Annotated in this window: 25 protein-coding genes; 19 read left to right on the top strand and 6 right to left on the bottom strand. The window is 66.5% G+C overall.

Features of this window, described 5'->3' with window-relative positions; translation table 11 throughout:
• The first annotated feature begins 33 nt into the window (after positions 1-33).
• The 5 genes from QMF80_RS20805 (at position 34) to QMF80_RS20785 (ending at position 5,391) form a co-directional block, all read left to right on the top strand.
• Positions 34-702 carry a ParB N-terminal domain-containing protein gene (locus tag QMF80_RS20805; protein ID WP_283455493.1) on the top strand — a complete coding sequence of 223 codons (669 nt, stop codon included), beginning with the start codon at positions 34-36 and terminating at the stop codon, positions 700-702.
• Entirely contained in the window at positions 699-2,126 is a 1,428-nt protein-coding gene (locus tag QMF80_RS20800) for a methyltransferase domain-containing protein (RefSeq protein ID WP_283455491.1), read from the top strand. Before QMF80_RS20805 ends, QMF80_RS20800 begins: the two co-directional genes overlap by 4 nt.
• A gap of 849 nt (positions 2,127-2,975) precedes the next feature.
• Positions 2,976-3,191, top strand: a complete 216-nt coding sequence (locus tag QMF80_RS20795) for a hypothetical protein (protein WP_283455489.1) — start codon at positions 2,976-2,978, stop codon at positions 3,189-3,191.
• 126 nt (positions 3,192-3,317) lie between these two features.
• A complete protein-coding gene (locus QMF80_RS20790) occupies positions 3,318-3,866 on the top strand; it encodes a hypothetical protein (protein WP_283455487.1) in 549 nt (182 codons plus the stop codon).
• Positions 3,867-3,978: 112 nt separating this feature from the next.
• A complete protein-coding gene (locus QMF80_RS20785) occupies positions 3,979-5,391 on the top strand; it encodes a phage terminase large subunit family protein (protein WP_283455485.1) in 1,413 nt (470 codons plus the stop codon).
• Here the strand turns inward: QMF80_RS20785 and QMF80_RS20780 are convergent, their stop codons facing one another.
• On the bottom strand, positions 5,392-6,240 hold the full coding sequence (locus QMF80_RS20780; RefSeq protein ID WP_283455483.1) for an abortive infection family protein: 849 nt from the start codon (positions 6,238-6,240) through the stop codon (positions 5,392-5,394).
• Positions 6,241-6,380: 140 nt separating this feature from the next.
• Here QMF80_RS20780 and QMF80_RS20775 point away from each other — a divergent pair, with 140 nt between their 5' ends.
• Positions 6,381-8,153, top strand: coding sequence for a hypothetical protein (locus QMF80_RS20775; protein ID WP_283455482.1), 1,773 nt, complete (start codon positions 6,381-6,383; stop codon positions 8,151-8,153).
• Here QMF80_RS20775 and QMF80_RS20770 read toward each other — a convergent pair.
• Positions 8,131-8,652: a hypothetical protein gene (locus tag QMF80_RS20770; RefSeq protein ID WP_283455481.1), complete on the bottom strand. Its 522-nt coding sequence runs from the start codon at positions 8,650-8,652 to the stop codon at positions 8,131-8,133. The genes QMF80_RS20775 and QMF80_RS20770 overlap by 23 nt on opposite strands.
• Before the next feature lie 124 nt (positions 8,653-8,776).
• On the opposite strand from QMF80_RS20770, the gene QMF80_RS20765 reads away from it, so the two are divergent.
• From QMF80_RS20765 to QMF80_RS20735, 7 genes are all read left to right on the top strand, one after another.
• Entirely contained in the window at positions 8,777-9,448 is a 672-nt protein-coding gene (locus tag QMF80_RS20765) for a hypothetical protein (protein WP_283455479.1), read from the top strand.
• Positions 9,449-9,586: 138 nt separating this feature from the next.
• Positions 9,587-9,985 (top strand): head decoration protein, encoded by a 399-nt coding sequence (locus QMF80_RS20760; protein ID WP_283455477.1) that lies wholly within the window; start codon positions 9,587-9,589, stop codon positions 9,983-9,985.
• Positions 9,985-11,034 (top strand): major capsid protein, encoded by a 1,050-nt coding sequence (locus tag QMF80_RS20755; protein WP_283455475.1) that lies wholly within the window; start codon positions 9,985-9,987, stop codon positions 11,032-11,034. Before QMF80_RS20760 ends, QMF80_RS20755 begins: the two co-directional genes overlap by 1 nt.
• Positions 11,031-11,237 (top strand): hypothetical protein, encoded by a 207-nt coding sequence (locus tag QMF80_RS20750; RefSeq protein ID WP_283455473.1) that lies wholly within the window; start codon positions 11,031-11,033, stop codon positions 11,235-11,237. The genes QMF80_RS20755 and QMF80_RS20750 overlap by 4 nt, the downstream gene beginning before the upstream one ends.
• Before the next feature lie 59 nt (positions 11,238-11,296).
• Entirely contained in the window at positions 11,297-11,617 is a 321-nt protein-coding gene (locus QMF80_RS20745) for a hypothetical protein (RefSeq protein ID WP_283455471.1), read from the top strand.
• Between the two features lie 398 nt (positions 11,618-12,015).
• The gene (locus QMF80_RS20740; protein WP_283455469.1) at positions 12,016-12,249 is read left to right on the top strand and encodes a DUF397 domain-containing protein; all 234 of its coding nucleotides are present in this window, start codon (positions 12,016-12,018) and stop codon (positions 12,247-12,249) included.
• A gap of 100 nt (positions 12,250-12,349) precedes the next feature.
• Entirely contained in the window at positions 12,350-13,273 is a 924-nt protein-coding gene (locus QMF80_RS20735) for a helix-turn-helix domain-containing protein (RefSeq protein ID WP_283455468.1), read from the top strand.
• 56 nt (positions 13,274-13,329) lie between these two features.
• Here the strand turns inward: QMF80_RS20735 and QMF80_RS20730 are convergent, their stop codons facing one another.
• The 4 genes from QMF80_RS20730 to QMF80_RS20715 all read right to left on the bottom strand — a co-directional run bounded on the left by QMF80_RS20730 (position 13,330) and on the right by QMF80_RS20715 (position 18,574).
• Complete coding sequence (locus QMF80_RS20730; RefSeq protein WP_283455467.1) at positions 13,330-14,163, bottom strand: SAM-dependent methyltransferase; 834 nt, start codon at positions 14,161-14,163, stop codon at positions 13,330-13,332.
• A 1,323-nt stretch (positions 14,164-15,486) separates the two neighbouring features.
• Positions 15,487-15,657, bottom strand: coding sequence for a hypothetical protein (locus QMF80_RS20725; protein ID WP_283455466.1), 171 nt, complete (start codon positions 15,655-15,657; stop codon positions 15,487-15,489).
• A gap of 1,037 nt (positions 15,658-16,694) precedes the next feature.
• Complete coding sequence (locus QMF80_RS20720; protein WP_283455465.1) at positions 16,695-17,192, bottom strand: hypothetical protein; 498 nt, start codon at positions 17,190-17,192, stop codon at positions 16,695-16,697.
• A gap of 125 nt (positions 17,193-17,317) precedes the next feature.
• On the bottom strand, positions 17,318-18,574 hold the full coding sequence (locus QMF80_RS20715; RefSeq protein WP_283455464.1) for a NucA/NucB deoxyribonuclease domain-containing protein: 1,257 nt from the start codon (positions 18,572-18,574) through the stop codon (positions 17,318-17,320).
• A 378-nt stretch (positions 18,575-18,952) separates the two neighbouring features.
• On the opposite strand from QMF80_RS20715, the gene QMF80_RS20710 reads away from it, so the two are divergent.
• The 6 genes from QMF80_RS20710 (at position 18,953) to QMF80_RS20685 (ending at position 22,103) form a co-directional block, all read left to right on the top strand.
• Positions 18,953-19,321 carry a hypothetical protein gene (locus tag QMF80_RS20710; RefSeq protein WP_283455462.1) on the top strand — a complete coding sequence of 123 codons (369 nt, stop codon included), beginning with the start codon at positions 18,953-18,955 and terminating at the stop codon, positions 19,319-19,321.
• On the top strand, positions 19,314-19,724 hold the full coding sequence (locus tag QMF80_RS20705; protein WP_283455460.1) for a DUF6093 family protein: 411 nt from the start codon (positions 19,314-19,316) through the stop codon (positions 19,722-19,724). Before QMF80_RS20710 ends, QMF80_RS20705 begins: the two co-directional genes overlap by 8 nt.
• Entirely contained in the window at positions 19,721-20,131 is a 411-nt protein-coding gene (locus tag QMF80_RS20700) for an HK97 gp10 family phage protein (protein ID WP_283455458.1), read from the top strand. The genes QMF80_RS20705 and QMF80_RS20700 overlap by 4 nt, the downstream gene beginning before the upstream one ends.
• Positions 20,128-20,367 carry a hypothetical protein gene (locus QMF80_RS20695; protein WP_283455456.1) on the top strand — a complete coding sequence of 80 codons (240 nt, stop codon included), beginning with the start codon at positions 20,128-20,130 and terminating at the stop codon, positions 20,365-20,367. Before QMF80_RS20700 ends, QMF80_RS20695 begins: the two co-directional genes overlap by 4 nt.
• Positions 20,364-20,792, top strand: coding sequence for a hypothetical protein (locus tag QMF80_RS20690; protein WP_283455454.1), 429 nt, complete (start codon positions 20,364-20,366; stop codon positions 20,790-20,792). Before QMF80_RS20695 ends, QMF80_RS20690 begins: the two co-directional genes overlap by 4 nt.
• 816 nt (positions 20,793-21,608) lie before the next feature.
• Positions 21,609-22,103, top strand: a complete 495-nt coding sequence (locus QMF80_RS20685) for a type 1 periplasmic-binding domain-containing protein (protein ID WP_283455452.1) — start codon at positions 21,609-21,611, stop codon at positions 22,101-22,103.
• Positions 22,104-22,131 lie beyond the last annotated feature (28 nt).

Below are 22,131 nucleotides of genomic sequence, written 5' to 3'. Positions count from 1 at the left end.
TAGGGTCGTATGTGGGCGCGGGGCTGGAGCCCCGTGTCCACTGACGCACCTCGCATTCCTGCTTCGCTGGCCGACCTGGTCGTACCCCTCGCGGACCTGGCCCCGTACTACCGCAACCCTCGCACCGGCGACCTGGACGCCATCGCGGAGTCCCTGGCCACACACGGCCAGTACAAGCCGATCGTGGTCAACCGCGGTACGCACACCGGGCGTTCGAACGAGATCCTCGCGGGTAACCACACGGCGAAGGCCGCCCGCAGGCTCGGCTGGGACCACATCGCGGTCACCTGGCTGGACGTGGACGAGGCCACGGCCGCGAAGATCGTCATCGTCGACAACCGGACCAGCGACCTGGCCGGGTACGACACCGCGCTCCTCGCGGACATCCTCACCGACCTCCCGGACCTGGAGGGGACCGGCTACGACCAGGAGCAGCTGGACGACCTGCTGGATGACACCTCGCTGCCCGCGCCTATCGAGCTGCCGAGCGACGGCGCCGGCACGGGGGCCGCCGCGACGGTGGACTACCTCCAGTGGGGCTACCTCCAGTGGTCATCCATCCGCGTACGGATCACGCAGGACGAGGTGGAGTTCCTGAACTCGATCTACAAGCGGTACGTGGACGAGCAGGACACCGACCTCGGCTTCGGCTGGCACGTCCTCAACGAGGAGCACCACGCCCGCGAGGAGAGCGTCGCGTGAACCCTCTCGACGTGCGGTTCGATCCCGCCTACCCACTGGATAAGCTCCGCCCGGCCGACTACAACCCGCGTCGGCTCTCGGAGAGTTCGTTCGTGCGCCTCCAGGGATCACTGCGCCGCCACGGCGTGGTGAAGCCCGTCATCCTCAACGCGGACGGGACTCTGGTCGCCGGTCACCAGAGAACCAAGGGCCTGAAGGCGATCGGGCAGACTACCGTGCCCGCGATGATCCTTCCCCAGAAGGTCCGTCTCCAGGACGAGATCAAGTTCAACCTCCTACACAACCGGGTCGAGACCGACAGCAGCGTCGTCTACGCGGAGGCCGGGCCGATCGGCCAATGGTGCTGGATTCCGTGGCAGAGCATCGAGGTCATCGCCTCACGCAACCTGCCGTTCCAGCAGGCCATCGGCTTCATGACCGCAGCTCACGGCCCGTGGGGGTCTGTCGTCATCGATGACCAAGGCCGTGTCGTCCTGAACGCCGAGTACGCGGCCGTCGCGAAGGCACAGCGGTTCGACATCCTCGCGTGGACCGTCGCCTCCTTCGACGCCGGCCAGCTCGTGGAAGACCTGACCGGCGAGTACGGCGTCTACGACTGGACCGGGCTGGAGGATCAAGCCCCGGTCTGGAACCAGCACATCGTCCAGCCGAACCGGCTCCGCGAGCACTCCTCGAAGGCGAAGGCGGACAAGGTCCGCTACAAGTCGGAGGTGTGGGAGCGGCTGGTCCTGCCGTGGCTCACGACTTCGCACAGGGTCGTGGACTTCGGGGCCGGGCACGGCGACTACGCGAAGCACCTGCGCGCACAGGGCTACCAGGTCCAGGACTATGAGCCGTACCGGACGCTCAAGGGCAAATACAGCCTCGACGTCCGCGGGATCGTGTCCATGATCCGCGGGATTGAACGGGAGCTTCGAGAGCGCGGGTTGTACGAGGTCGTCGTCCTGGACTCGGTGATCAACGCGACCACCTCCCTCGAATACCAGCACTGGGTGCTGCTCACCGTGAACGCGCTCTGCGCAGCCGACGGGCAGGTGTGCATCGGCACGCGGAACCTGGAGCGCGAGATGGCGTACGAGAACTCCGGGCACTCCATCAGCCGTGACTCCACCCGCCTGGCGTTCCTGGACAGCGAGAACGTGGACATGCGTTTCGTACGCGGGAAGTGGCAGCGGATTCGGTATCACACCCCGGAGTCGCTGCGTGGGCTCCTGTCCCGTTACTTCGAGGAAGTGGAGCTGAGCGACGCCACGCGTGCCACTGTCAAGGCCGTCTGCCGCAAGCCTCGCCCCTTCCCCATCGAGGAATACGAAGAGGCATTTCGGCGTGAATTCAACATGCCTTATCCCAACGATTTCCGGCATGATAAACATGAAGAAATCGTGGAAATTCTGATAAAATTGATCGAGGATAGGAATAGTTAATTGGAGGGATCGTAAATGGAATCGGGGGCGGACTCGAAAAGGGTTCGCGTAAAAATAGAATCGCGCGACAAGTACGGCATCATGTGGCTGGCCGGGATACGTCACCTCGACCTCACACAGCACTGCCTGAAGACGTTCGGCGAGTCCGACAGGCCAAGGGTGGACCGCCGGCTGGAGCGGCAGACCCTGCTGCTGCCGGCGGACTCGCCGCCCGTCGCCTGGTATCTGTGTGCGCTTCCCATCCCGTGGGACTGGAGCCGCAATGCACATCTCGCTTTCGAGTATGCGCCCGGCGAGTCATGGAAGGGGGATGCGCTCGTTCCGGGACTCGGCGTGCAGCTAAGCAACGCGCGGCCCATTACAGGGTGGGGTGAGCATTCAGTTCCCGCCACTGCCCCGATGCGGCAGGCGCGGCTGTACAGAACGTGCCGCAATTGGCAATTCGGCTGGTGGCTCCGACAGTGCAGGGATGTCCCCGACGCCCCCGCGAAGCCACCCCGGGAGGAGCCGGGAGGAGGCCCGGAGCAGCTCACCTTCCAATGACCCAAGGGGCGTTGATGAGCCAACGGCTTGAACGACCTCTTGCGTAGCAGCCTGGCGGCCCGCTAGCGTCCTCGGGCCGCCAGGTGTTTCTCTGGCGATGTAACAGCTACAGGACCGTTGACGGTCAGAAGGGGTGGAACAGGTGCGGCAGGCGATAACCCGCCGCTGACTCACGCAGTTCGGGTCAGCGGGGCGGTTGTGAACTTGGACGTTCTGCCGGAGACGGCAGACCCCGAACTGAGGGAGAAGTATGCCCTCAGGAGGGAAGCCAGGTTGCTCGCCCCGACTCGCAACTGAGGAGACACCTTGTTCGACCGCCTTGTTGATGTACTCGCCCAGGCCAAGACGCTCCGCGCCGTCGTCGACTTCCTGACCATCGTCGTGCGCATCATCCCGGCCCTGTTCGTCGTGATCGCCCTCATCCCCTCGTTCGTCGTGTTCGCCTTCATCGCGGACGGACCGCGCCGGTCCCTCCTCGACATCGTGGACCGCCTCACTAAGTGGACTCTGGCTCAGGGCTAACCCCTCCCAGCCCGGCCCCGCGTCCACGAAAGCTCCTGGACGCGGGGCGGGCCACGCCTCACCGCTGGGCGGCGCACTTCGCTACAGGATCATGGGAGGGTGGCGCGGGGCCCAGGAGTTGTGTTCATGGGCCGCCCCACCCGGGCCGTGCGTGCTGCAATCACCCAACGCCGAGCCGACGCGATTGATTTGAAGCTCGCTGGTGTCGACTGGCTGACGATCGGGCGGAAGCTCGCCGCCGATCCGTCGATCAACAGCGATGGCGTCGCCTACCCGCAGGGGTACGGCATCGACACGTACAAGCGGGGCGACGAGCCCCCTACTGATTCCCGGCTGATCGAGCTCGCGTGCAAGGACGTCTCCAAGGCACTGGCCGAGCGCAGCACCGTACTGGACGACAGCGCGGACGAGCTGCGCAAGCTGATGGTGGAGCGGCTGGAGCGGCTGTTCTTCGGCGTCTACCGGTCCGCGATCCGCAACGGTGACCTCCAAGCCGTCGACCGCGCCGTGCGGATCATCGAGCGCAGCAGCCACCTCCTGGGCCTCAACCGGCCGGTCCGCACCGAAGTGTCCGGCCCTGACGGCGGCGCAGTGCAAGTGGAGACCACGGGCCTCGAGGAACTCCAGCGGCTGATTGCTCTGGCCGGCGACCCGGGCGAGGGTGGCCAGGGCTGATGAGGCTGCGGTCCTCCAGCTGTACCGGTCGCTTCCCGCGCCGCGCCGCCGTGAGATAGCCGCCGCCTCCACACCACAGCTCCGTGCCCAGCTCGCTCGTATCGAGCGGAACATGGCGATGGATCGCTCCCCGGGGGCGATGGCTTCCGTCCTCACCGAAGGGCGGGAGATGCAGGCCCCGCACCTGGGGCTGATCGACGCTGCCTTCGAACGGGTCGCGGCCGGCGTCCCGACGAAGCTGCTGCTCACCATGCCGCCCCGGCACGGCAAGAGCCGAAGGGCCGCCCGGTGGGCGCCGCTGTGGTACCTGCGGCGGCGCCCGGAGCACCGGGTGATGATCGCCTCCTACTCCTCCGACCTAGCCGACGACCACGGCCGGTGGATCCGCGACGCGATCCTCACCTACGGGCCGCAGATCGGCATCTCGCTGCGGCCGGGCTCCTCGGCAGCGAACCGCTTCGACCTGCTGGGGACCGAGGGCGGCGCCGTCATGGCTGGCGTCGGCGGTGGCCTGACCGGTAAGGGCGCCCACCTGGCGGTGGTGGACGACCCGATCAAGGATGCCGCGGAGGCCTCCTCCCCCACCATGCGCCGCCGGTTGTGGGAGTGGTGGCAGGCCGTCCTCCTGACCCGTATCGAGCCGGGCGGCTCCGTCATCCTCATCCAGACCCGCTGGGACGAGGACGACCTCGCCGGACGCGTCCTCGCCGACGAGGGCAGCCGCTGGACCGTCATCGACCTGCCCGCGCTCGCCCTGTCCGAAGACGACGCCCTCGGGCGCCGGGTCGGCGGCCCGCTCTGGCCGGAGCGGTACAACGAAGCCGCGCTCGCGGAGATCCGCCGCTCGGTCGGTGAGCGCGTCTGGTGGAGCCTCTACCAGCAGCAGCCCCGGCCGCAGGACGGTGGGGTCTGGGACTGGGCGTGGATCACTGGCAACCGGATCAGCGCCGCACAGCTGCGCGGCATCGACCTCAGCCGAATCGTCGTGGCGGTCGACCCGGCAGGCGGCGAGTCCGCTGTGGGCGACGAGACCGGCATCATCGCGGCGGCCCGCGACGCCGAGGGACGCATATACCTCCTGGACGACCGATCCGGGAACCGTGGAGCCGACGCCTGGGGCCGAGAGGCGTGCCTGCTCGCGATCGAGCTGCGGGCGGACGCGATCGTCGTGGAAGCCAACTACGGCGGTGACATGTCGAAACAGGTTCTGCTTCAGGCCTGGCAGGAGCTGCAGCGGGAGCAGCGCACGGAGAACATGCTGATGCCCGCCGTGCTCCCGGTCACGGCGAAGCACGGCAAGCGGCTGCGGGCCGAGCCCATCGCCCAGCTGTACGAGCAGGGCCGCGTCCACCACGTCGGGCAGTGGCCACAGCTGGAGCAGCAGATGGTGACCTGGGTTGCGGGTATGGACTCCCCGGACCGGATGGACGCCGCCGTGCATGCCATGACCGAACTCGCTGACCCGCAGCGCAGCGGCTCCGCTTCATCCGGGTACCAGGACGGGAGGCTCACAGGCCGACGATAGCTACGGCCGGGATCTCTGGTGGGCCGCATACGCCTCGATGTAGAAGGTCGCAGCGGCAACGGCTGCTGACACGGCCAAGCGGGCGGTCGCAATGTCCAGGGACGGGCCACGGCTCAAGCCGTGGCCCGTGCCGTAGCCCGCGTTCCGAAGCTCGGCGGTGTTGAAGACCAACTGGGCAAGAGATCCAAGCATCCTCCTGCGCTGTTCCGCTCCCGACTCGCTCCCTCGTACTCCTCCAGGATCCAAGCCCAGGCGCACACCCACCTCCTTGGTCAACTGGACAACGTCCTTCTTCGTCTCCGGGCCGTTGCCGTGGAGCCCTAGCACCGCTTTCAGAACGGTCTCCAGGAGTTCCTTCGACGAGCCGATTGCCTGGGCTGGGTCGTCTCGCAGACCCTTCCGGATACGGGCTGCATGGACGTCAACATCTTGAAGTCCAAGACTGCTTGCGGCTGCCTGGAGTTCGTCCACCCCCGCGTCAAGCTCCTGGCCGTCGTAGATCTCGCTGTGGAGGCGAGGTTCGTTCTTGGCCAACCACTTCGGAAGGTCGAGCATCTTCTCTGCGACGGCGAAGTTGTCGGCGCTGATGCCTGTGTCGGTGATCGCGTATGGCCCTCGCCGGGTTTTCCTGCCTGGTGGCCGAAGGATGCCTTCCATCATGTCGAGGACATGGCCGGAATAGTCGTCATCGCTCCAGTCGAGACTGCGGAGGAGCCTGGGGTGGTTTCTAACCTCGTCGGCGAACCCAGTCTCGTAGCCGAACTCCAGCCAGTCACCGCGGGTGAAGCAAGCCTCAGCCGCCTTTGCGACAGCGAGGACTACCTTCTCTGGCTTGACGTCACTCCGCACAGTGCCCCTCCCGGTTCGATTCAACAGCTCACGGTATCGCTGGGGTTCGGCCGTCCGCCTCTCGATTCATTCACTCCGTCCCAGTCGCTCTCGATCCCCTAGGCTGAAGGCGGCGTGGGGCTGTCGAGGGTGATGTTCTCGTGGGCCTGCGCACTTTCGTGTCCGACGCCTGGTCGTGGCTGAACTACAAGCCGATGATGACGGCCGCCAACGGCGGGCAGCCTCATTGGTCTCTCGCACCGCAGGTGCAGGCGACGTGGGTTCCTCGTGATGATCTTCGCCGGCTGGCTGCGTACAAGATCCTCGCCGCGTACGACGGGAACCAGGCCGGGGAGCTGGCTGTCCTCACCGGCAACGACGCGGGCGCCGAGCGGCGCGAGTTCGGGGACGCCGCCGTGTTCGTGGACACCGCGCTCGCGCACCTGCTGGGCAAGTCGCAGCAGATCGTTGTGGCGGGCGCCGAGCATGCCGGGGCAGAAGATCACGACCCGCAAGCGCAGACGGCTGCCGCCGTGCAGCTGCTGTTGCGGGGCTGGGCGGAGAAGGAACTGCTGCCGCTGCGGATGCAGGCCGCCGAGCGAAAGGCCGTCCTGCTCGGGGATGCGGTCTACCTGCTGGCCTGGGATCCGGCCAAGGGCAGGGTGCGGCTACGGACCTTCGACCCCGGCTTCTACTTCCCCGTGCTGGATGAGGACGCGGACCCGGGCGACTACCCGCGCCGGGTCCATCTGGCCTGGGAGATACCCGAGGACGCCGAGCGCGGGATCAAAGCGCGGATCCGGCGCATCACCTACGAGCTGGGCCCGATCACAGCGGCGACGCGCAGCACGACGCCGGACGCGGGACGAACAGACCGGGACCTGGTGGCTGATGGCACTGGCGGGTGGCTGCTGGAGACCGGCGACGTGTTCCTTGCGGACCGCGGGGATATCGAGCGGACCTACCCGTGGGCGGACCGGCCCTCCAGCACGACCTGCTATCTCACGGACGCGGAGTGGACCCTCGATGACCTGCGCCACGGCCAGAGCCTCGATGACCTGCCCATGGACAAGGCCCGGTTCCGGACCCGTTCGGACGGGGAGGTCCTGCACCGCCTCGATCTGCGCCTGGACTTCCTGCCGATCATCCATATCAGCAACTCCGTGGCCGACGGGGAGCACTTCGGGCAGTCGTCGCTGGCCCCCGTCATGCAGGTGCTGGACGAGCTCGCGGAGACGGACACCGACTCGGCGCGCGCCTCGGCTACGACCGGTGCCCCGATCATCGGTCTGGCCGGCGCCCGCGCCGAGGTGGACCGCGTCACCGGCAGGCCCAGGCCGCTGACGGTCGAGCCGGGCACCATCTTCCAGCTGGCCGACGGCGGGCGCATGGACGTCCTGGACACCTCCGGGCAGCTGGCAGAACTCCGTGCCCGCGTGGAGGAAATCCGGGAGAGGGCAGCCGTCAACGCCCGTCTCCCCGCGGTGAGCCTCGGCACCGTCAACCCTTCTGACGTCCCCAGCGGGTATGCCCTCCAGCTGTCCCTGGGCCCGCTCGACTCCCTCGTCGACGCCATGCGCCTCGCCCGCGCGCACAAGTACGGGCTGCTGTTCAAGATGGTGCAGCGACTCCACCAGGCCGGGCAGGCGGAAGGCTGGCCCGCGGGTGAAAACCTCCCGGTACGACTGGCCTTCGGGCCGCACACGCCTACGGACCGCAGTGCCGTCCTGGACGAAGTGGTGCGCGGTGTCGGAGCCGATGTCCTGAGTCTGGAGACCGGCGTACGGATGTTGCAGGATGCCGGCTACCCGATCGAGGACGCCCGTGAAGAGGTACAACGGATCGCAGTGAGGCGAGTGGAGACAGCACCGGCAGGGATCCGTTCCGCCGAGCCGGGTGAGGAGCAAGGCGCTACTTCTCCGGAAGAAGCTTGAAGTCGGACTTCCGCCTCGTCTTGAACCGCTCCTTCTGGGCCTCCGCAGACTCGCGCATGTCCTCTTCGGAGACCTCGGACTTGGTGCCCCCACCCCACTGCGTCACGTACGTGCCCTTACCTCCGGGGACGTTCGCGATCCGCGAGATGAACAGGCAGTCACCAGCGAAATCGCCGAACTCGGGTCCCAGCACTTCGCCTTCCTTCGGGTCTCGTCCGGCGGCGAGTCGCTTTCCGTCCTGGTCGTAGATGCCGCGATCTTCCTGGGAGGCAGCCATACGTACGCAGGTACCCGGTGAGGAACCAGGGACGGTGTACTCGGCCTCCTGGAGAGCGGCCGTGTACGCGGTGAACGGTGTGCGGTCCACCCACGGCTGCCACAGCCACAAGCCGCCACCCACCATGAGGACAGCTACCGCACCGGCAGCCAACCGCGTCTTCTTCGGCCGCCAGTCAACCGCCGTCGCTTTCTCCAGCGATACGCCGTCAATCTCTTCCACGATGCCCCCACCTGGATAGTCGTGTTGATCACGCCAGGTGAGGGAATCGGGAGGCCGAGGAGCGTCACTCTGGCTTACGTAGACTCGGTGACGGCGCGGGGACGTCGAGGAGCTGCACGTCCTGATGTCCCGCACCCTGCCCACTCCCGGTGCCGTCCTCGGCTACCGCCGCGACGGCCGCCCCATCTTCCCGATCCTGGGCGCCTCATCCGAAGATCCGTCCAACACTCCGGTGAAGGTCTCCTTCGACCAGCAGCAGCTTCAGCAGCTGATGGCCCGCGAGAAGGACCAGGGGCAGCGTTCCGGGGCCCGCGCACTCGTCGAGAAGCTGGGCTTCACCTCGGCCAGCGAGCTGGAGCAGTTCATCACCACGCAGCGCGAGGCTGAACAGGCGCAGCTCACCGAAGCGCAGCGCCGCGAACAGGAGCTCGACGCCCGCGAGGCCGCAACCGTCCAGCGCGAAGCGGCGGCGAGCACCCGTGAGCGGGACGCCGCACGTCGTGCCGCCCTCGCGGGACTCGGTGCGACGGGCGAGGACCTCAACGACGCCGTGGCCCTGCTCCGTGTCCCTGACGACGCGGACGACACCGCCGTGGCGCAGGCCGCAAGCGATCTCCGTGACCGGCGCCCCGAACTGTTCACCACCGCCCCGAAGACCCCCGGAGCGATCCCGCCCGCGCCCGGCGGTGCACCCGCGTCCGTGCCTCCGCCCCGCCCGGGCAACCAGACCAGCAAGCCCGGTTCTGCCGGTCTCGCGATGGCGCGGCGGCGCGGCATCCTTCCCCCGGCCACCTAGCCGCGCGCAGCGACAGCTGCCCGCCGCGGGGACCACGCCCCGCTCTCTCCTCGTGGACCGCTCCACCAACTCCGGTGAGTGCGTGTCGCCTCCAGCACGACAGGAGACAGCGGCTTGATACAGCCGTACACGACCTCTGTGACCGTGACCGCTGACCGGGACTGGCTCGCCTCCCGCCACGGCACCGACTCCACCGAGACGATCACCATCGACCTGGCCAAGCTCACCAAGAGCACCCACTACTCCGAGCCGACCGCGACCGCCCCACACGGCTTCGTGCGCTCCGGTGTGCCCGTAGGCCGGATCACCGCCTCCGGCCTGTACGGCGCCTACGACCCGGCGGCCACCGACGGCCGCCAGGTCCTCGCCGGCCTCGTCTACGCGGAGGCCGCGTTCACCCCTGGCACCGTGAAGGTCCCGGCCGCCCTGTTCTGGCACGGCACGGTGAAGACGGCGAAGATCCCCGGCGGCATTGACCCCTCGAAGATCACCGCGAACCCGGCGGGCGCGCAGATCCGCTTCCTGGCGGTGAGCTGATGAGCATCTCCGACCTCCTCAAGGGCGTATCCGTCGCGGACCTCACCGTGTACGCCCGCTCCATCCCCAACCCGGGCGACTTCCTCCTGACACAGACCGTGTTCGCGGAGACGCAGGTCCAGGACGTGAAGTGGCGGATCCGGAACTCGAAGCGACGCGTCAACACCGCCTCCTACCGGGCGTACGACACGAGCGTCCCCTTCGCGAAGCGCCAGGCCGAAACCTCGCAGACCGAGGGCACTCTGCCCGCACTCGGCCAGAAGCTCCTCGTGGGCGAGATGGAACAGCTCCTCCTCGACGCAGCGCGCGGCGCCGACGAGGACCGGCTTGTCGAGCTGCTCTACGACGACGTCGAACGGCACGTCGAAGCGATCCGCTCGCGCCTGGAGCTGGCCGCCGGTGATGTACTCCTCGACGGCAAGTTCTCCCTCGCCGGCGAAAACGGACTGACCGTCGAAGTCGACTACGGCGTCCCGACGGCGAACATGCCCACCGCCCCGAAGCCGTGGTCCGATCCGACGTCCGACCCGCTCGCGGACGAACTGCGCTGGATCGACTACCTCGACTCGATCGGCGCCCCGGCCCCGGAGATGGTCCTCACCTCCCGAAGGGCGTGGTCTCACCTCGCGGGGAATGGCTCCTACCGGGCCGCCTACTACGGCACCCCGGCCGGCGGCCAGACCCCGACGTCGGCACTCACCCCCGAGCAGGTCAACTCGGTGCGCGGGACGTACGGGCTGCCGCCGATCACCCTCTACAAGGCGCAGGTCTGGCAGGACGACGTTTCCAAGCGCGTCCTGCCCGAGGACAAGTGGATCCTGCTGCCGCCGGATCGGGCCAAGTGGGGACAGACCCAGTACGGCACGACCGCCGAGTCCCTGGCCCTGTCCCGAGGCGCAGACGCGCAGATCGAACGGGAGGAAGCCCCGGGCATCATCATCACCCGCGGCGCCCAGGACGACCCCGTGCAGATTTGGACCAAGGGCGCTGCCGTCGCGATGCCGGTGCTGGCCGCACCGGACTGCCACATCACGGCGACCGTCCTGTGAGCGCCGCCGTCCACGCCCTCGGTGTTCTGACCGCGACCGTGCACATCCTGGACCCGGTGGAGCGCATACCGCTCGTGCTGATCGCCGGCACGGAGGTCACGGACCCGGAGATCGCCCAGCAGATCACCAACCCGATCTGCTGGGAGAACGGCGAGCCACCGAAGGAGAAGCCCGCCCGTAAGGGCACGGCGGCCTCAGCCTGACCCCCGGCGGGGAGGAGCACACCGCTCCTCCCCGCCTCCTACGTACCGACAGGAGCTTCATGCACACCGCTGTCCTTCATTGGCTGGCAGCCCAGCTGGGGCCCGACACAGATCCGGACGATCTAGCCCAGCGGTACGAGCGCCTTGGCTCGGCGCGTGCCGTTGTCGATGAAATGCTCCACGAGCGGATCGCCGCGCTGCTCTCGGAGCCGCTACGGGTCACCGTCAACGGAGTCGCTACCATCGATCACTCGGCCAACGTCGCGGCGCTCGAACGCCGTCTTGCCCAGATCGGCATACAGCCTGCGCCCGACGACGGACTGACTGGGACACCTGAGGTGGTCATGAGCATTCTCCTCGTCCCGCGGTCTCGTCGCTGACGCGAGCAACTACCGCATAGCAGCAAACCGTTAACAAACGTGCTGTGGTCCACCGCCAGCACCTCTTTGTACGCCCAGGCACCCAAGGCACACAGGCAGACGAGGCAAAGGGAACGCCAGCTGCCGCCGCCGTGCTGCGCTCCTACCGCCGACCGTCAGCCCTGGCGGGGCTCAGAAGGGAGGCACGAAGAGAACCACTCGCCGGTCCGCGAAACGAACACATCTATACCGACGCGTAAATGAGCTAATCATTAGAACAGAATAGAACTGAACCCTTTCGGGGGCATGCCTGCCCAGGGTCACCCACCTATCCTTGCAGGACGTGGATCACCGTTTCCCGTATGGGAACCGCGTGCACCACGTATCCACGGGCAGCGTCGGAATGAATGAGGAAAAAAATGGCGATCAGGAACGGCATCTCGGCAGGAGAACTCACGAGCGTTACCTGGCTGAAAGCGCGTGTCAGCGTCGGGAACGGCGAGTGCATCGAGCTGGCCGACCTTCCGGGAGGAGAGATCGCCATGCGGAACTCCCGACACCCGGAAGGCCCGGCGCTCATTTTCACGAAGGCCGAACTGCACGCCTTCCTCACCGGCGCAAAGGGCGCCGAGTTTGATCATCTCGCCGCGTAGGGCAGTCACATAGAGTCAGGCTTTGGCTATAGTTTGTGTGGCGGGCATATGCACGGCATTCTGTGGACGTTTCGCAGTCCCCGGCATCTTCGGAGTGTGTATGTCCGCCGCCCGCAAGGCTCGGTCCGAGTCGAACGCGCCCGTCCTGCGCATACAGGCTTCCGACGAGCAACGCCCCGCCGGGCGACTACTGGGAGACGAACTGCGGTACCACCGCGAGCGCCTCGGGTACACACTCGCAGATGCCGCTGCGGTGATTCGGGCTTCCACGTCAAAGGTGAGCCGCCTGGAGCGAGGCGAGAGTCCGGCCAAACCCCGCGACGTTCACGACCTTGCGAGGTTCTACGGGCTGACGCGCGAGCAGCAAAGCCAGCTGGACCAGCTCCAGGCGCAGGCCGGGAACGCGGACGTCTACTCGCGGTTCGCCGATGTGACGCCCAACTTCTTGAAGCGGCTCATCCGGCTCGAAGGGACCGCCGACAAGATCTCTGTTTTCGACCCTCGCGTAGTACCCGGGCTGCTACAGACCGAGGCGTACGCACGGGCGATCGTGCAGTTGATGGAGGTCGATCTCTCGGATTCCGAGATCGAGCGCATCGTCGCCCTCCGGATGCAGCGGCAGGTCATGCTCGACCGCGGCACCCCCATGCTGACCGTACTCATCACCGAAGAAGTCCTCTACCGCGCCTATGGCACTCCCGACGAGATGGCCACGCAGGTGAGGTACCTCCTCAAAGCCACATGCACGGACCGAGTCAACGTCCGGATCGTCCACAAGGGAGCGATGACACCGCCGTACCCGATTTTCCATCTTTCCTTCCCCGATGGGGATTGTCAGGAACTCGCCTACGTCGAGCACATCGACGGAGCAAACTACGTCACACAAAAGCGACAGCTCGACAAGTACCGCAAGCTCATGGACAACGTCCGAGCGAATGCACACGATCGCACACAGAGCACAAAAGTCCTGGAAAAGGCGCTGACACACTGGGAGAAGGTCACCGCCACGGATCCGCAGGGGTAGAGCCCGAGGAGGTAGAGCGCCCTCCGGCCGCTCCGTGACGGCGCCTCACCACTGGTCTACTTGGGGACGCGGCCGACCCCGCCCCATTCGACCCAGTCCGTTGGTCGCAGGTGGGCTGGGGGCGGCTGAGAGTCTGGCCACCAGTCATTTACATCGACTAGCCCGGGTGGCTCTTCGATCTCCAACGGATCGAAGAAGCTGCGAACCTCGTCGGTGGTGCGGACACGCCCCCAGTTGTTATCCGTGGCTAGCTCCATGAGGGCCGAGACACTATCTCGGACGTCAGGATCATCACTGACGAGCTGACAGATGACCACGTAGCTGCCGCGGGGAAGTTCTTGGGTGATGGCCTCGATCACGCCTGCGGGACCGACAGTGTCCTCGCTAGCAGGGTCCTTCAGGCAGTGGAGCACGGACACGAAGAGGGCTGCGATGGGTTCGTTCCAGTCGAGGAACTCATCGGTCGCCCGCCTGATCTTCTGAGTTTCCCGCATATCATAGTCGAGAACCATGGTGTTCTCGTTGTCATCCAGAGATGTGCGTGCGTGCGCCAGGACCATGGGGTCGTTGTCGACGTAAACCACTTTGGACCCTGGGCTGACCCTCTGAACGATCTGGTGCACATTGTCTTGTGTCGGCAGACCGGATCCGTGGTCTAGGAACTGGTTGATGCCCTTCTCGGCCGCTAACTTACGCGCTACCCGCCCAAGAAAGTTTCGGTTGCTTCGGGCGAGTTGCTGGGTGCTCGGCGCGATCTTCAGAAGTTGGGCACAGGCATCACGGTCGACTTCGTAGTTCTCCGTCCCCCCCAAAAGCCAGTCGTACATGCGTGCGGCGCTGGCTCTGCTGGTGTCGATGAAGCGAGTTTGGGGTTTCTCCCCGTACGTCATACGCGCTCCTATGAGCCCTGGTGTGGGCTGGGCAGTCTGGGATGTAATGGCACATCCTAGGAGCGCGTGGAGCGGTCGGCTAGTCGCCCAGAAGGACGTAATGGGGAAGAGTTTCTCGCCACTGAAGATCAGGTGGCCCCCCGGCGCACGCCCCTCTGGTGAGGCGTGCGCCGGGGTTGCGCCGTCTCTTCAGTCGTCTCCAAGACTGCCCAGGTCCCGCTCAGCTCCTCGAAGCAGAGCGCGAGCGTCATGATCTGCGATGCCCATCAGGCCCGCTGCGTGGTAGATAGACAGACGGAGTTGGTGGTGCAGGAGCATGATGTCGGCCTGGTCCTCCCGGAGCACTGCGTGAAGCTCCCCTGCGGACTCGGCATCCAAAGGCCGGCAGTTCCCTGCCTCGGAGCGCAAGTGCCGCCATACTCGTGCGGCCGGGCTTTCGCTGCCCAGCACAGCGACCCAACGCCGTTCCACCGCCTCCAGTACGGCGTCGACGCATCGCCTGGCCTCCCCCTGGTCATCGATGCGGACCTGGGCATAGCGAAGGTAGGAGTCCCGGTTCGCTTCACAGAAGGCCAGGTACTCCAGTTGAAACGACGGTGTTCGTACGCGACGCTGATCCGTGGCCAAGGCCTACCCTCCCCTGCGAACGGAGCACTGCCCGGACTGCGCGGCTGACCGTTCCTGCCCGAATGCCCCAGAGTCCACGCCGGGTTCGGTCCGGGTAATCCCCGAGCCTGGGCAGTCCTGCATTCCCTCCTCCGGGCCGACACTGGCGCCCGTCGCGGGCAGGGCGAACCGAGCGGACAACAGGCGGGGCACTCGCAGACCTCCCCATTGGGCCCGGGCCGTTGCCGCGCTCACTCCAGCCGCCGGACCGATCTCGCTCCAGGCATTCCCGTCTTGCCGTGCAGCATCGACCCCTAGAGCGGCGACGCAGTCGGCATCTTCGCGGACCCGCCTGGCCAGGTCGAGTACCTCCGCCAATGGCAGCCGTCGGGGGTCGGCGACGTGTAGACGCTGGGCGTTAACAAGGAGGTCGCGGGTCAGTCCCTGCCAGGAGGCCAGATTCGGGGTTGATGCCTTCCGTGCACGGTCACGCAGGCGCTGAGCACGTCTCCTGCATGTCCTGTCGCAGTAGTCCTTGGGGCGTCCGCCCACGGCAGACCGCTTGATCCTCTTGCTGCACAACGCGCATCGCACGTTTTGTGATGGCACAGCCATCCAAGGTTCCCTTCGCCGGCCCCGGACGTGGTCAACCAACGGTCCGGGGCTCCAACAGGCATGGCTCTGGGGGCGCCAGGGGGGCGCCCCCAGAGATCGGAGCTAGCTCCGGCGGAGTCGGACGATGCGAATGTGGCTGCGGCGGGAGAGCCTTAGCACGCTCAGCGCCACGGGGATGACGAGCGGCCAGAAAGCGGGGTTGCTCTGCACCGCGGGCCACACCCACGGCAGCAGGATGATCCCGGTCACGAGGATGACGAGCACGATCAGCAAGCTCGCACACAGTCGGATATCGACTAGAGCGGCGCTTCGGGTTTCGCGACTGCCGAGGGCAGGGATAATTCGGGGGGGAGCCACCGGGGCAGCGACAGCCCGATTCCGGTTGTTTCCGCGGGTCATGGCAAACCTTTCGTTTGGATGATGGCCCGACAGGCGGTCCCGGGATGCACCCCGGGGCCGTCTTTCTGTGCGGCCTCCATCAGTCAGCCAGCACTGTTTCACGACAGACCATATCGTCCGACCGGGTCGATTCGCTCCACACTTCGGAATGTTCCCGTCCTGCAACTTGATCCCATGCCGCAACGACCTTCCCCGCCATCACTGCACTTCACATCGTGAATCTTTATGAACACTCTGGTTCAACTTGCTTCGGCTTTTGATTGCGCCGTGACCACAACGACGAGTCCGTGACTGACAGTTTCACCAGAAGGTGAGGGATCCGACCGCTCACATCACCCCATGCACCCCACATGAAGAGGAACCGTCACTTCCCCCACTAGCAGCTCGTGCATATGGGAAAATCGCAAATGTGCATTCAAAAATATCCGCTCTGCTGTACGAATCGTTGCAGGCCGAGTTCGTAGCAAATGGCCAGCCTGTGCCGTGGGCACACTGGACAACCTCAGCGAATAGCGGTTTCGCACGGTGAAATCGTCCGGTTCACGACGTGATGCCCGCTGATGTTGTTCGGGCCTGTAACTACGCTGGACGGTAGGCACTAGATCGACTGCGTCGGACAGGCACGGAAGACCAACCGGCACCCTGGGAGTCCCGTTCGCGGCCGGCCCCAAGGTGCCGACCCGAGTTGACCCGTCAGGCTTCTCGGCGCCGCCAGGCGGAGCCATAACGGGCAGAAGAGGAAACGGACAGCGTCAGCAGTCCGGCCGTGGCAACGAAAATGCTCCGCCCCCACCTGGGCGTGGGGGCGGAGCGTGATCCGACCAGCAGCCAGCAGCTCGGATTGGTAGACGTACTTCACGCTACGGCAGTGAAGGTGACGGCTTTGGAAGCTTGTGTCGACGCCGAGGCGGTCACAGGCCTCGGAGGAGCCGTTGCCTTCTGGTTTCCTCGTCGTCGCGCGCTGGCACAGGTGCGGCTCGGGTGATCGGTGGTGGAGCGTTCGTGTCGGGTCGAGCTTGGATCAGGTAGCACTCGGAAGGCTCAAGGCTGGCGCCGTCGGGGTTCAGGTGGCGGCCGCGAGCTTTGACTTCCACCTCGTACCAGCCTGGTCCTGCGATGCTGAGGGGCGGGAGGTCCTGGTGTGGACCGTTGACCAGCGATTCGATATGGAGTTTGCCTCTGGGAGCCCAGATGCGGCAACGGCCTGTTTCCTCCCACAACTCATTGTCAGCACTTGGCGTCGCCGTTGAGCCGGACTCGACCTGCACTTGGACGTTGCCAGTGTTGATACCTGTGAGGACGAGCGCGCCGTTGGACATGGGCGCGATGATCCCGTGGGACCAGTCGATGGTCTCGATGGGCACCTCACCGTCGTCGAGGATCCCGAAGGTTCCCTCATTGACGAACACTTGGGGTAACGCTGGCATAGTCGCTGCTCCTCGGTTCTCGGCTCCGCCCCGGGTACCTGAGGAAATCAGCTGTGGTGCTCCTGAGGCAACAGCGCCGCCTTACGCGGAGTGGGGAGCGCCGTGCGTCAGCGGACGACGACGTTGAAGGGGTCGTTTTCGAGTACCCGCTCGCGCCGGAAGAACTGTGTGTTCGTGCCGCCCTGCGAGTTGTTGTCGGGGGCGGCAATCATGCAGACGCTCACCCCCGTCGGGCCTGTGCCCGCGGGGACGCCGGTGAACCCGCAGCCGGGGTGGGTACGGCGTGTGCCGCCAGCGTTGAGCCCTTGATGGGATGAAGCGATGGGGTACTCGTCGCACGACTTGTTCGGCACGCTCGGAGCGGAGCCGCACGCCTTGGTCCGGTTGGAGTCGATGATGGTTTGGTTCTCCGTGCGGGTGAGTCGGGAGGGCAGCCCCGTAGCCTGCGCTTTGGCTACGTGGTCGGCGAGTTCGGGGGTGGCGGTCCGGGTGTAGACAAGGTCGGACGCGGCCCACGGCACGACGCAGCCCACGACGGGGCGGCCGGCGGTGGCGTTGTCGCAGCGCACCTCCTTCATTGACCGGCTGGTGACGGCCGGAGAATAGGGGGCGTTGGTGAAGGTGAGGTACCACATCGTCTCGCACGTGCCTGTGGCGCCTGGTGCCGTGGCCGTGGTGTCGTAGAAGGATTCGCCGGTCTGCCAGCTGTTCGCGGGCGACAAGGGCTTCTGGGGAAACGTGGCGCCGTTGCGGGTGCAGGGTCCGGCCAGAGTTCCCTGTCCGTCGATCGTGGCCTTGGTCGCGTCGCCCCAGCCGCTGTACATGGAGGTGTCGATCTGGTGTCCGTACCGACCCATACCGGGGTCAGTGTAGTTGTACTGCATGATCGTCATCTGGGCTTCCCCAGTGGTCGTTGTCTGCCCGTTGACCACTCGCTGAGTGGTGTACGTGAGCGTGGTCCAGATGCACGCCTGGGTTCGCGTGGCCCAGACCTGGTCACGGGCCTGGTCGCACCACTGTGGGGGTGTGATCGCAGCGGAGAGGCCACGCTCCTGCGGCAGCACGCCACGGGGCGGCGTGTCCCGGCTGCCGAATTCGATACAGCTGCGGTTACCGTCGGCGTTCGGCTCCGAGCACTTGGTAGGGCTGCCCACACCGTGCGCCGCGGGGTCAGTTTGCGGTTTGGGGGCGGGCTTCCTGTCCTGGTTTCCCTGGTCCGGCACAGGGCGCCCGGTGGCCACTGGGGAGGCAATCTCAGGGATGGGCTGCGCCGACGCGGCCACAGTCGTCCCGGCTACCGTAATCAGCGTTGCGGTCAGAGCGGTTGCCATCCGTAACAGGGCGCGTCTGGCGATGAGTTGCATGACGAGGTCCTCCCGTTGTTGGTGTGGGAGGGGCGAAGGTAACTCATCAACGCAAACGTGTGTGCGAATAATTCGGGGCGTGAGACGTCAAGGACAGCAATCCGGCCCGGCGCGTCGAGTAGTTGCCCCGCCACCTGCGGGCAGTGCCTCGAGCTGGGGCGCCGCTGGCATGTCTTCCGGATGCACCCGGGGGCGCGGATTCCGGTCGAACATGCAGCCGCACTGCCCCGCTCGCGGCAACCGCGCACCCTCCGGTCAGCAGGTTCGCCACCAACTGCTCCTAGTTGGCGGCCCTTAACAGGGCGCCGAGAGGATGTCCCGATCCGTTCGCTTACTGCCTCTGCGGAGCGTGAGCCCCGCGCACCTAGCGTTCTCTTCATGAGCGCGTTCGATCAGCCCCGTCGTGTCCGTATCACTGCTCTCCCGGATGAGCCACCGGTGATCGAGGTCTGCGGCCTCGACGTGGCCCCGGCCGTAGAGGTCTACCGGGTCACACAAGTACCGGGCGAGGCGCCGGAGGTGACGCTGTTCCTGTCGCCGGGCTGGGAGGGGTTCGGCTTCGATGGCCTGGCCGAGGTCATGGCCGAGCCGGCCAATCTCCGACACGTGGTGGTCGACTTCCTCAACGCCGTGGATGCCCAGAAGCTGGATGAGGCCATGTTCGCCCGCGATGACCTTGACGGGCGGCCTGGAGAGCTGACCCGCGGGTTGCTGGCGCAGCTTCGGGAGTGGGCTGTCGGTGCTTGATCAGGCGGGGGTTGCCCGCTTCGCGGAGCGGCACCTGATGCCGGACACGGTGAGGGTGATGCGTGATGTCGGTGAGCAGGTCCTCGACCCGAAGACCGGGCAGCTGGTCGACGGGCCTCCGCTCATGGTCTACGACGGGAACGCCGGGCTGTACCCGCAGCAGGAGAAGATCCGCAGCAGAAGCCGGGACGGGGCGTGGGCGGAGGAGATCCGGGCCGGGTACAAGCTGCTGCTGCCGCTGTCGGCGCCGGAGCTGGAGGACCGTGACGTGGTGCTGGTGGTCGCGGCTCATGACCGGCAGGCCGAGGGCCGTACGTATGAGGTGACCACGATGGGAGAGGTGTCGTCGCTTCCGGTTCTGCGGACCGTCTGGCTGGAGCAGCGTGACCGGGGCGCCCAGTGAGCCGGGCGAAGGGGGGATCTTTCAACCATCCGGCGGCGCTCGCGGCCCTCTTCGATCAGAAGGGGCTCTCCCTGCGCTCGGAGTCGGAGGCTGCGGCCCGGGTCAGCGCGGCTCTGCTGGTGGCTTCGATCCGTCAGCGGGCGTCTGGCCATCCGGGCCCGCGGGTGATCACCGGCAAGTACCGGGCTTCGTGGCAGTCCGACGTGACAGCAGCGGGGCCGGTGTTCATCGCAGAGATCGGCTCGGACGCCCCGCAGGCCCGGAGGCTGGAGTACGGGTTCGTCGGGACGGACAGCCTCGGGCGCCGGTACGCGCAGCCCCCGTTCCCTCACGTCGGACCCGCGGTCGAAGCATCCGGTCCGGTCGTCGCCCGGATTCTCGGTGCTGCGGTGGAGCGTGCCCTGTGACCGATCTCGCCGCCGACATTGAGGAGGCCCTGACCGATGTCCTCGGCGGGCACGAACGCGGCATGCTGTCCCGGGCCGTGGTCGTCGCCGAGCTGCTGGACGCGGATGGCGAACGCACTCTCTCGATCATCACGACGCCGGGCGTCACGGAGTGGGACGGGCTCGGCATGTGCCGGTACGGCGTGCTGTCCATCGAGGGGCCCGCGGCCTCCCATTTCACGGGAGGCTCCGATTGATCGACAGGGCTCCGCTCACGGCCGCCGTACGCACCATGCTGACCGCGGCGACCGGCAGGCCCTGCGGGCTCGGGGGGCTCCCGCTGGTGGACGGCCGGCCGGCGCCGCTTCCGTACAGCGTGCTCTACCCCTTGGGCGGTCTGGTGGGCGGCTCGCCGTTCGCTGATTACTCCGAGGACGCCTGTCCGGCGTTTCAGGTGACGATCGTCGGCGCCCGCACCGACCAGGCCGAGTGGCTGGCCGACCGGGTACGCCGTGCATTCCTCCAGCGCACGCCGGCGGGCGACTGGGAGCAGCCGGTCACCGCCCCCGGTCTGAACGTGTGGGCCCGGGAGCTCCTCGTGGACGAAGGCGCCGACCCGGTCGGCGGGGACGTCGTGACGTACATCCAGCGGTACAAGCTCGCCGCGACGGCAACGGCCTGATGCTGGCGGGCCCAGGATCGGAGGGGCCCCAGCATCAGGCCAGGGTCAGGCCCTTTCGTGAAGGCGAACGCTCAGAGCATCGGGGCACCAGCACTACTCGGACGGCTTTGATCCGTTGCTGAACACGACAGCAACGGCGACCAAGGCTTGATTGAACACCCTAATTCGGGATCGCGCGGGTCATTTGGTCTCTGTTTCGGGAGATCGCTTCGTGGTGGTCCAGGTGAGAAGGCAATGCAGCATTGCGCCGACGGTCGTGAGGAGGAGGAGAAGGATGTTGACGACCGAGGCCCCTGCCGATGTTTCGAACTTGTGGAGTTCGGTGTTGGTGACCCAGGCAACTGTGAGTGCGGCGAAGCAGGCGAAGCCGACCCATCCGGCTCGGGAATTCCGCCGCACAGCTAGGACCAGGGAGGGTACGGCGCACAGGAGCCCCAGGCTGAGTACCGGTACCAGGGCAAGCAGCACACGGGGAGCCCATTTGGTGATGGCAGCGCGTGCGGGCAGGGCGGTATGACTCGGCGGGAACGACACTGGTGACCTTTCGGGGGGACGGTTGGGGTCGGACACCATCGGCGTCGAACCGGCACACGATATCGCGGGCCGGTGTGACATCCGCAAGGCCTGTGGCGGCTGAGGGCCCCTCAAATGGGAGGGTTGAACGCTGGCACGCACGTATGGCGTGAGCGACAGGGTGCTCTGCGAGGTCGTACTACCCCTTGGCGTGAGCGGGCGGGAGGGCGCATATGCTCGCGCGGGCTGTGGTGGGCGATGTGCCGTGCCACGAGGAAAGGGTTGTCCATGAGACGTCGTCGGATGTTGTTGTTCGCGGGGGCAGGGTTTGCGCTGGCGGCCGCAGCTGCCGCTGTTGTCGTGCTGAGTGGCAGCGCCGGGCCGTCGCCGGTGCCCCGAGCGCGTCAGTACACCGCTTTCAGTGCATGCCTGCTGTCGGATGCGCAGGGGGTGACCGGATCGCAGGCTGCACAGATCTGGGCGGGGATGGAGAGTGCGTCCCTGGAGACGCACGCGAAGGTGAGTTCGCTTCCGGTGTTCGGTCCGGCGACTGTGGGCAACGCGGTCCCCTATGCGAACACGTTGGTTCAGCGTCACTGCGATGTGGTGGTGGCAGTGGGCGACGTTCAGGCCGCCGCCGTTATCCAAGTCGCTTCGCAGGCGCACAAGGTGCGCTTTGTGGTGGTGGGCGGTGGAACGCCGACGAGCAACGTCACGGTGGTTTCGGACTCTCCTGAGGCCGGTTCTGAGGTAGCGCGACTAGTGAAGACCGCAGCTCAACAGGGAAAGATCACGTAGGTAACGAATCGGCGGCAGCTTCGCCATC

The sequence above is a fragment of the Streptomyces sp. G-G2 genome (assembly GCF_030063135.1).
In the GTDB taxonomy this organism is placed as follows: Bacteria; Actinomycetota; Actinomycetes; order Streptomycetales; family Streptomycetaceae; genus Streptomyces.
Note: the sequence above shows the minus strand (reverse complement) of the source record. Positions and strands in the feature narration are given on the sequence as shown.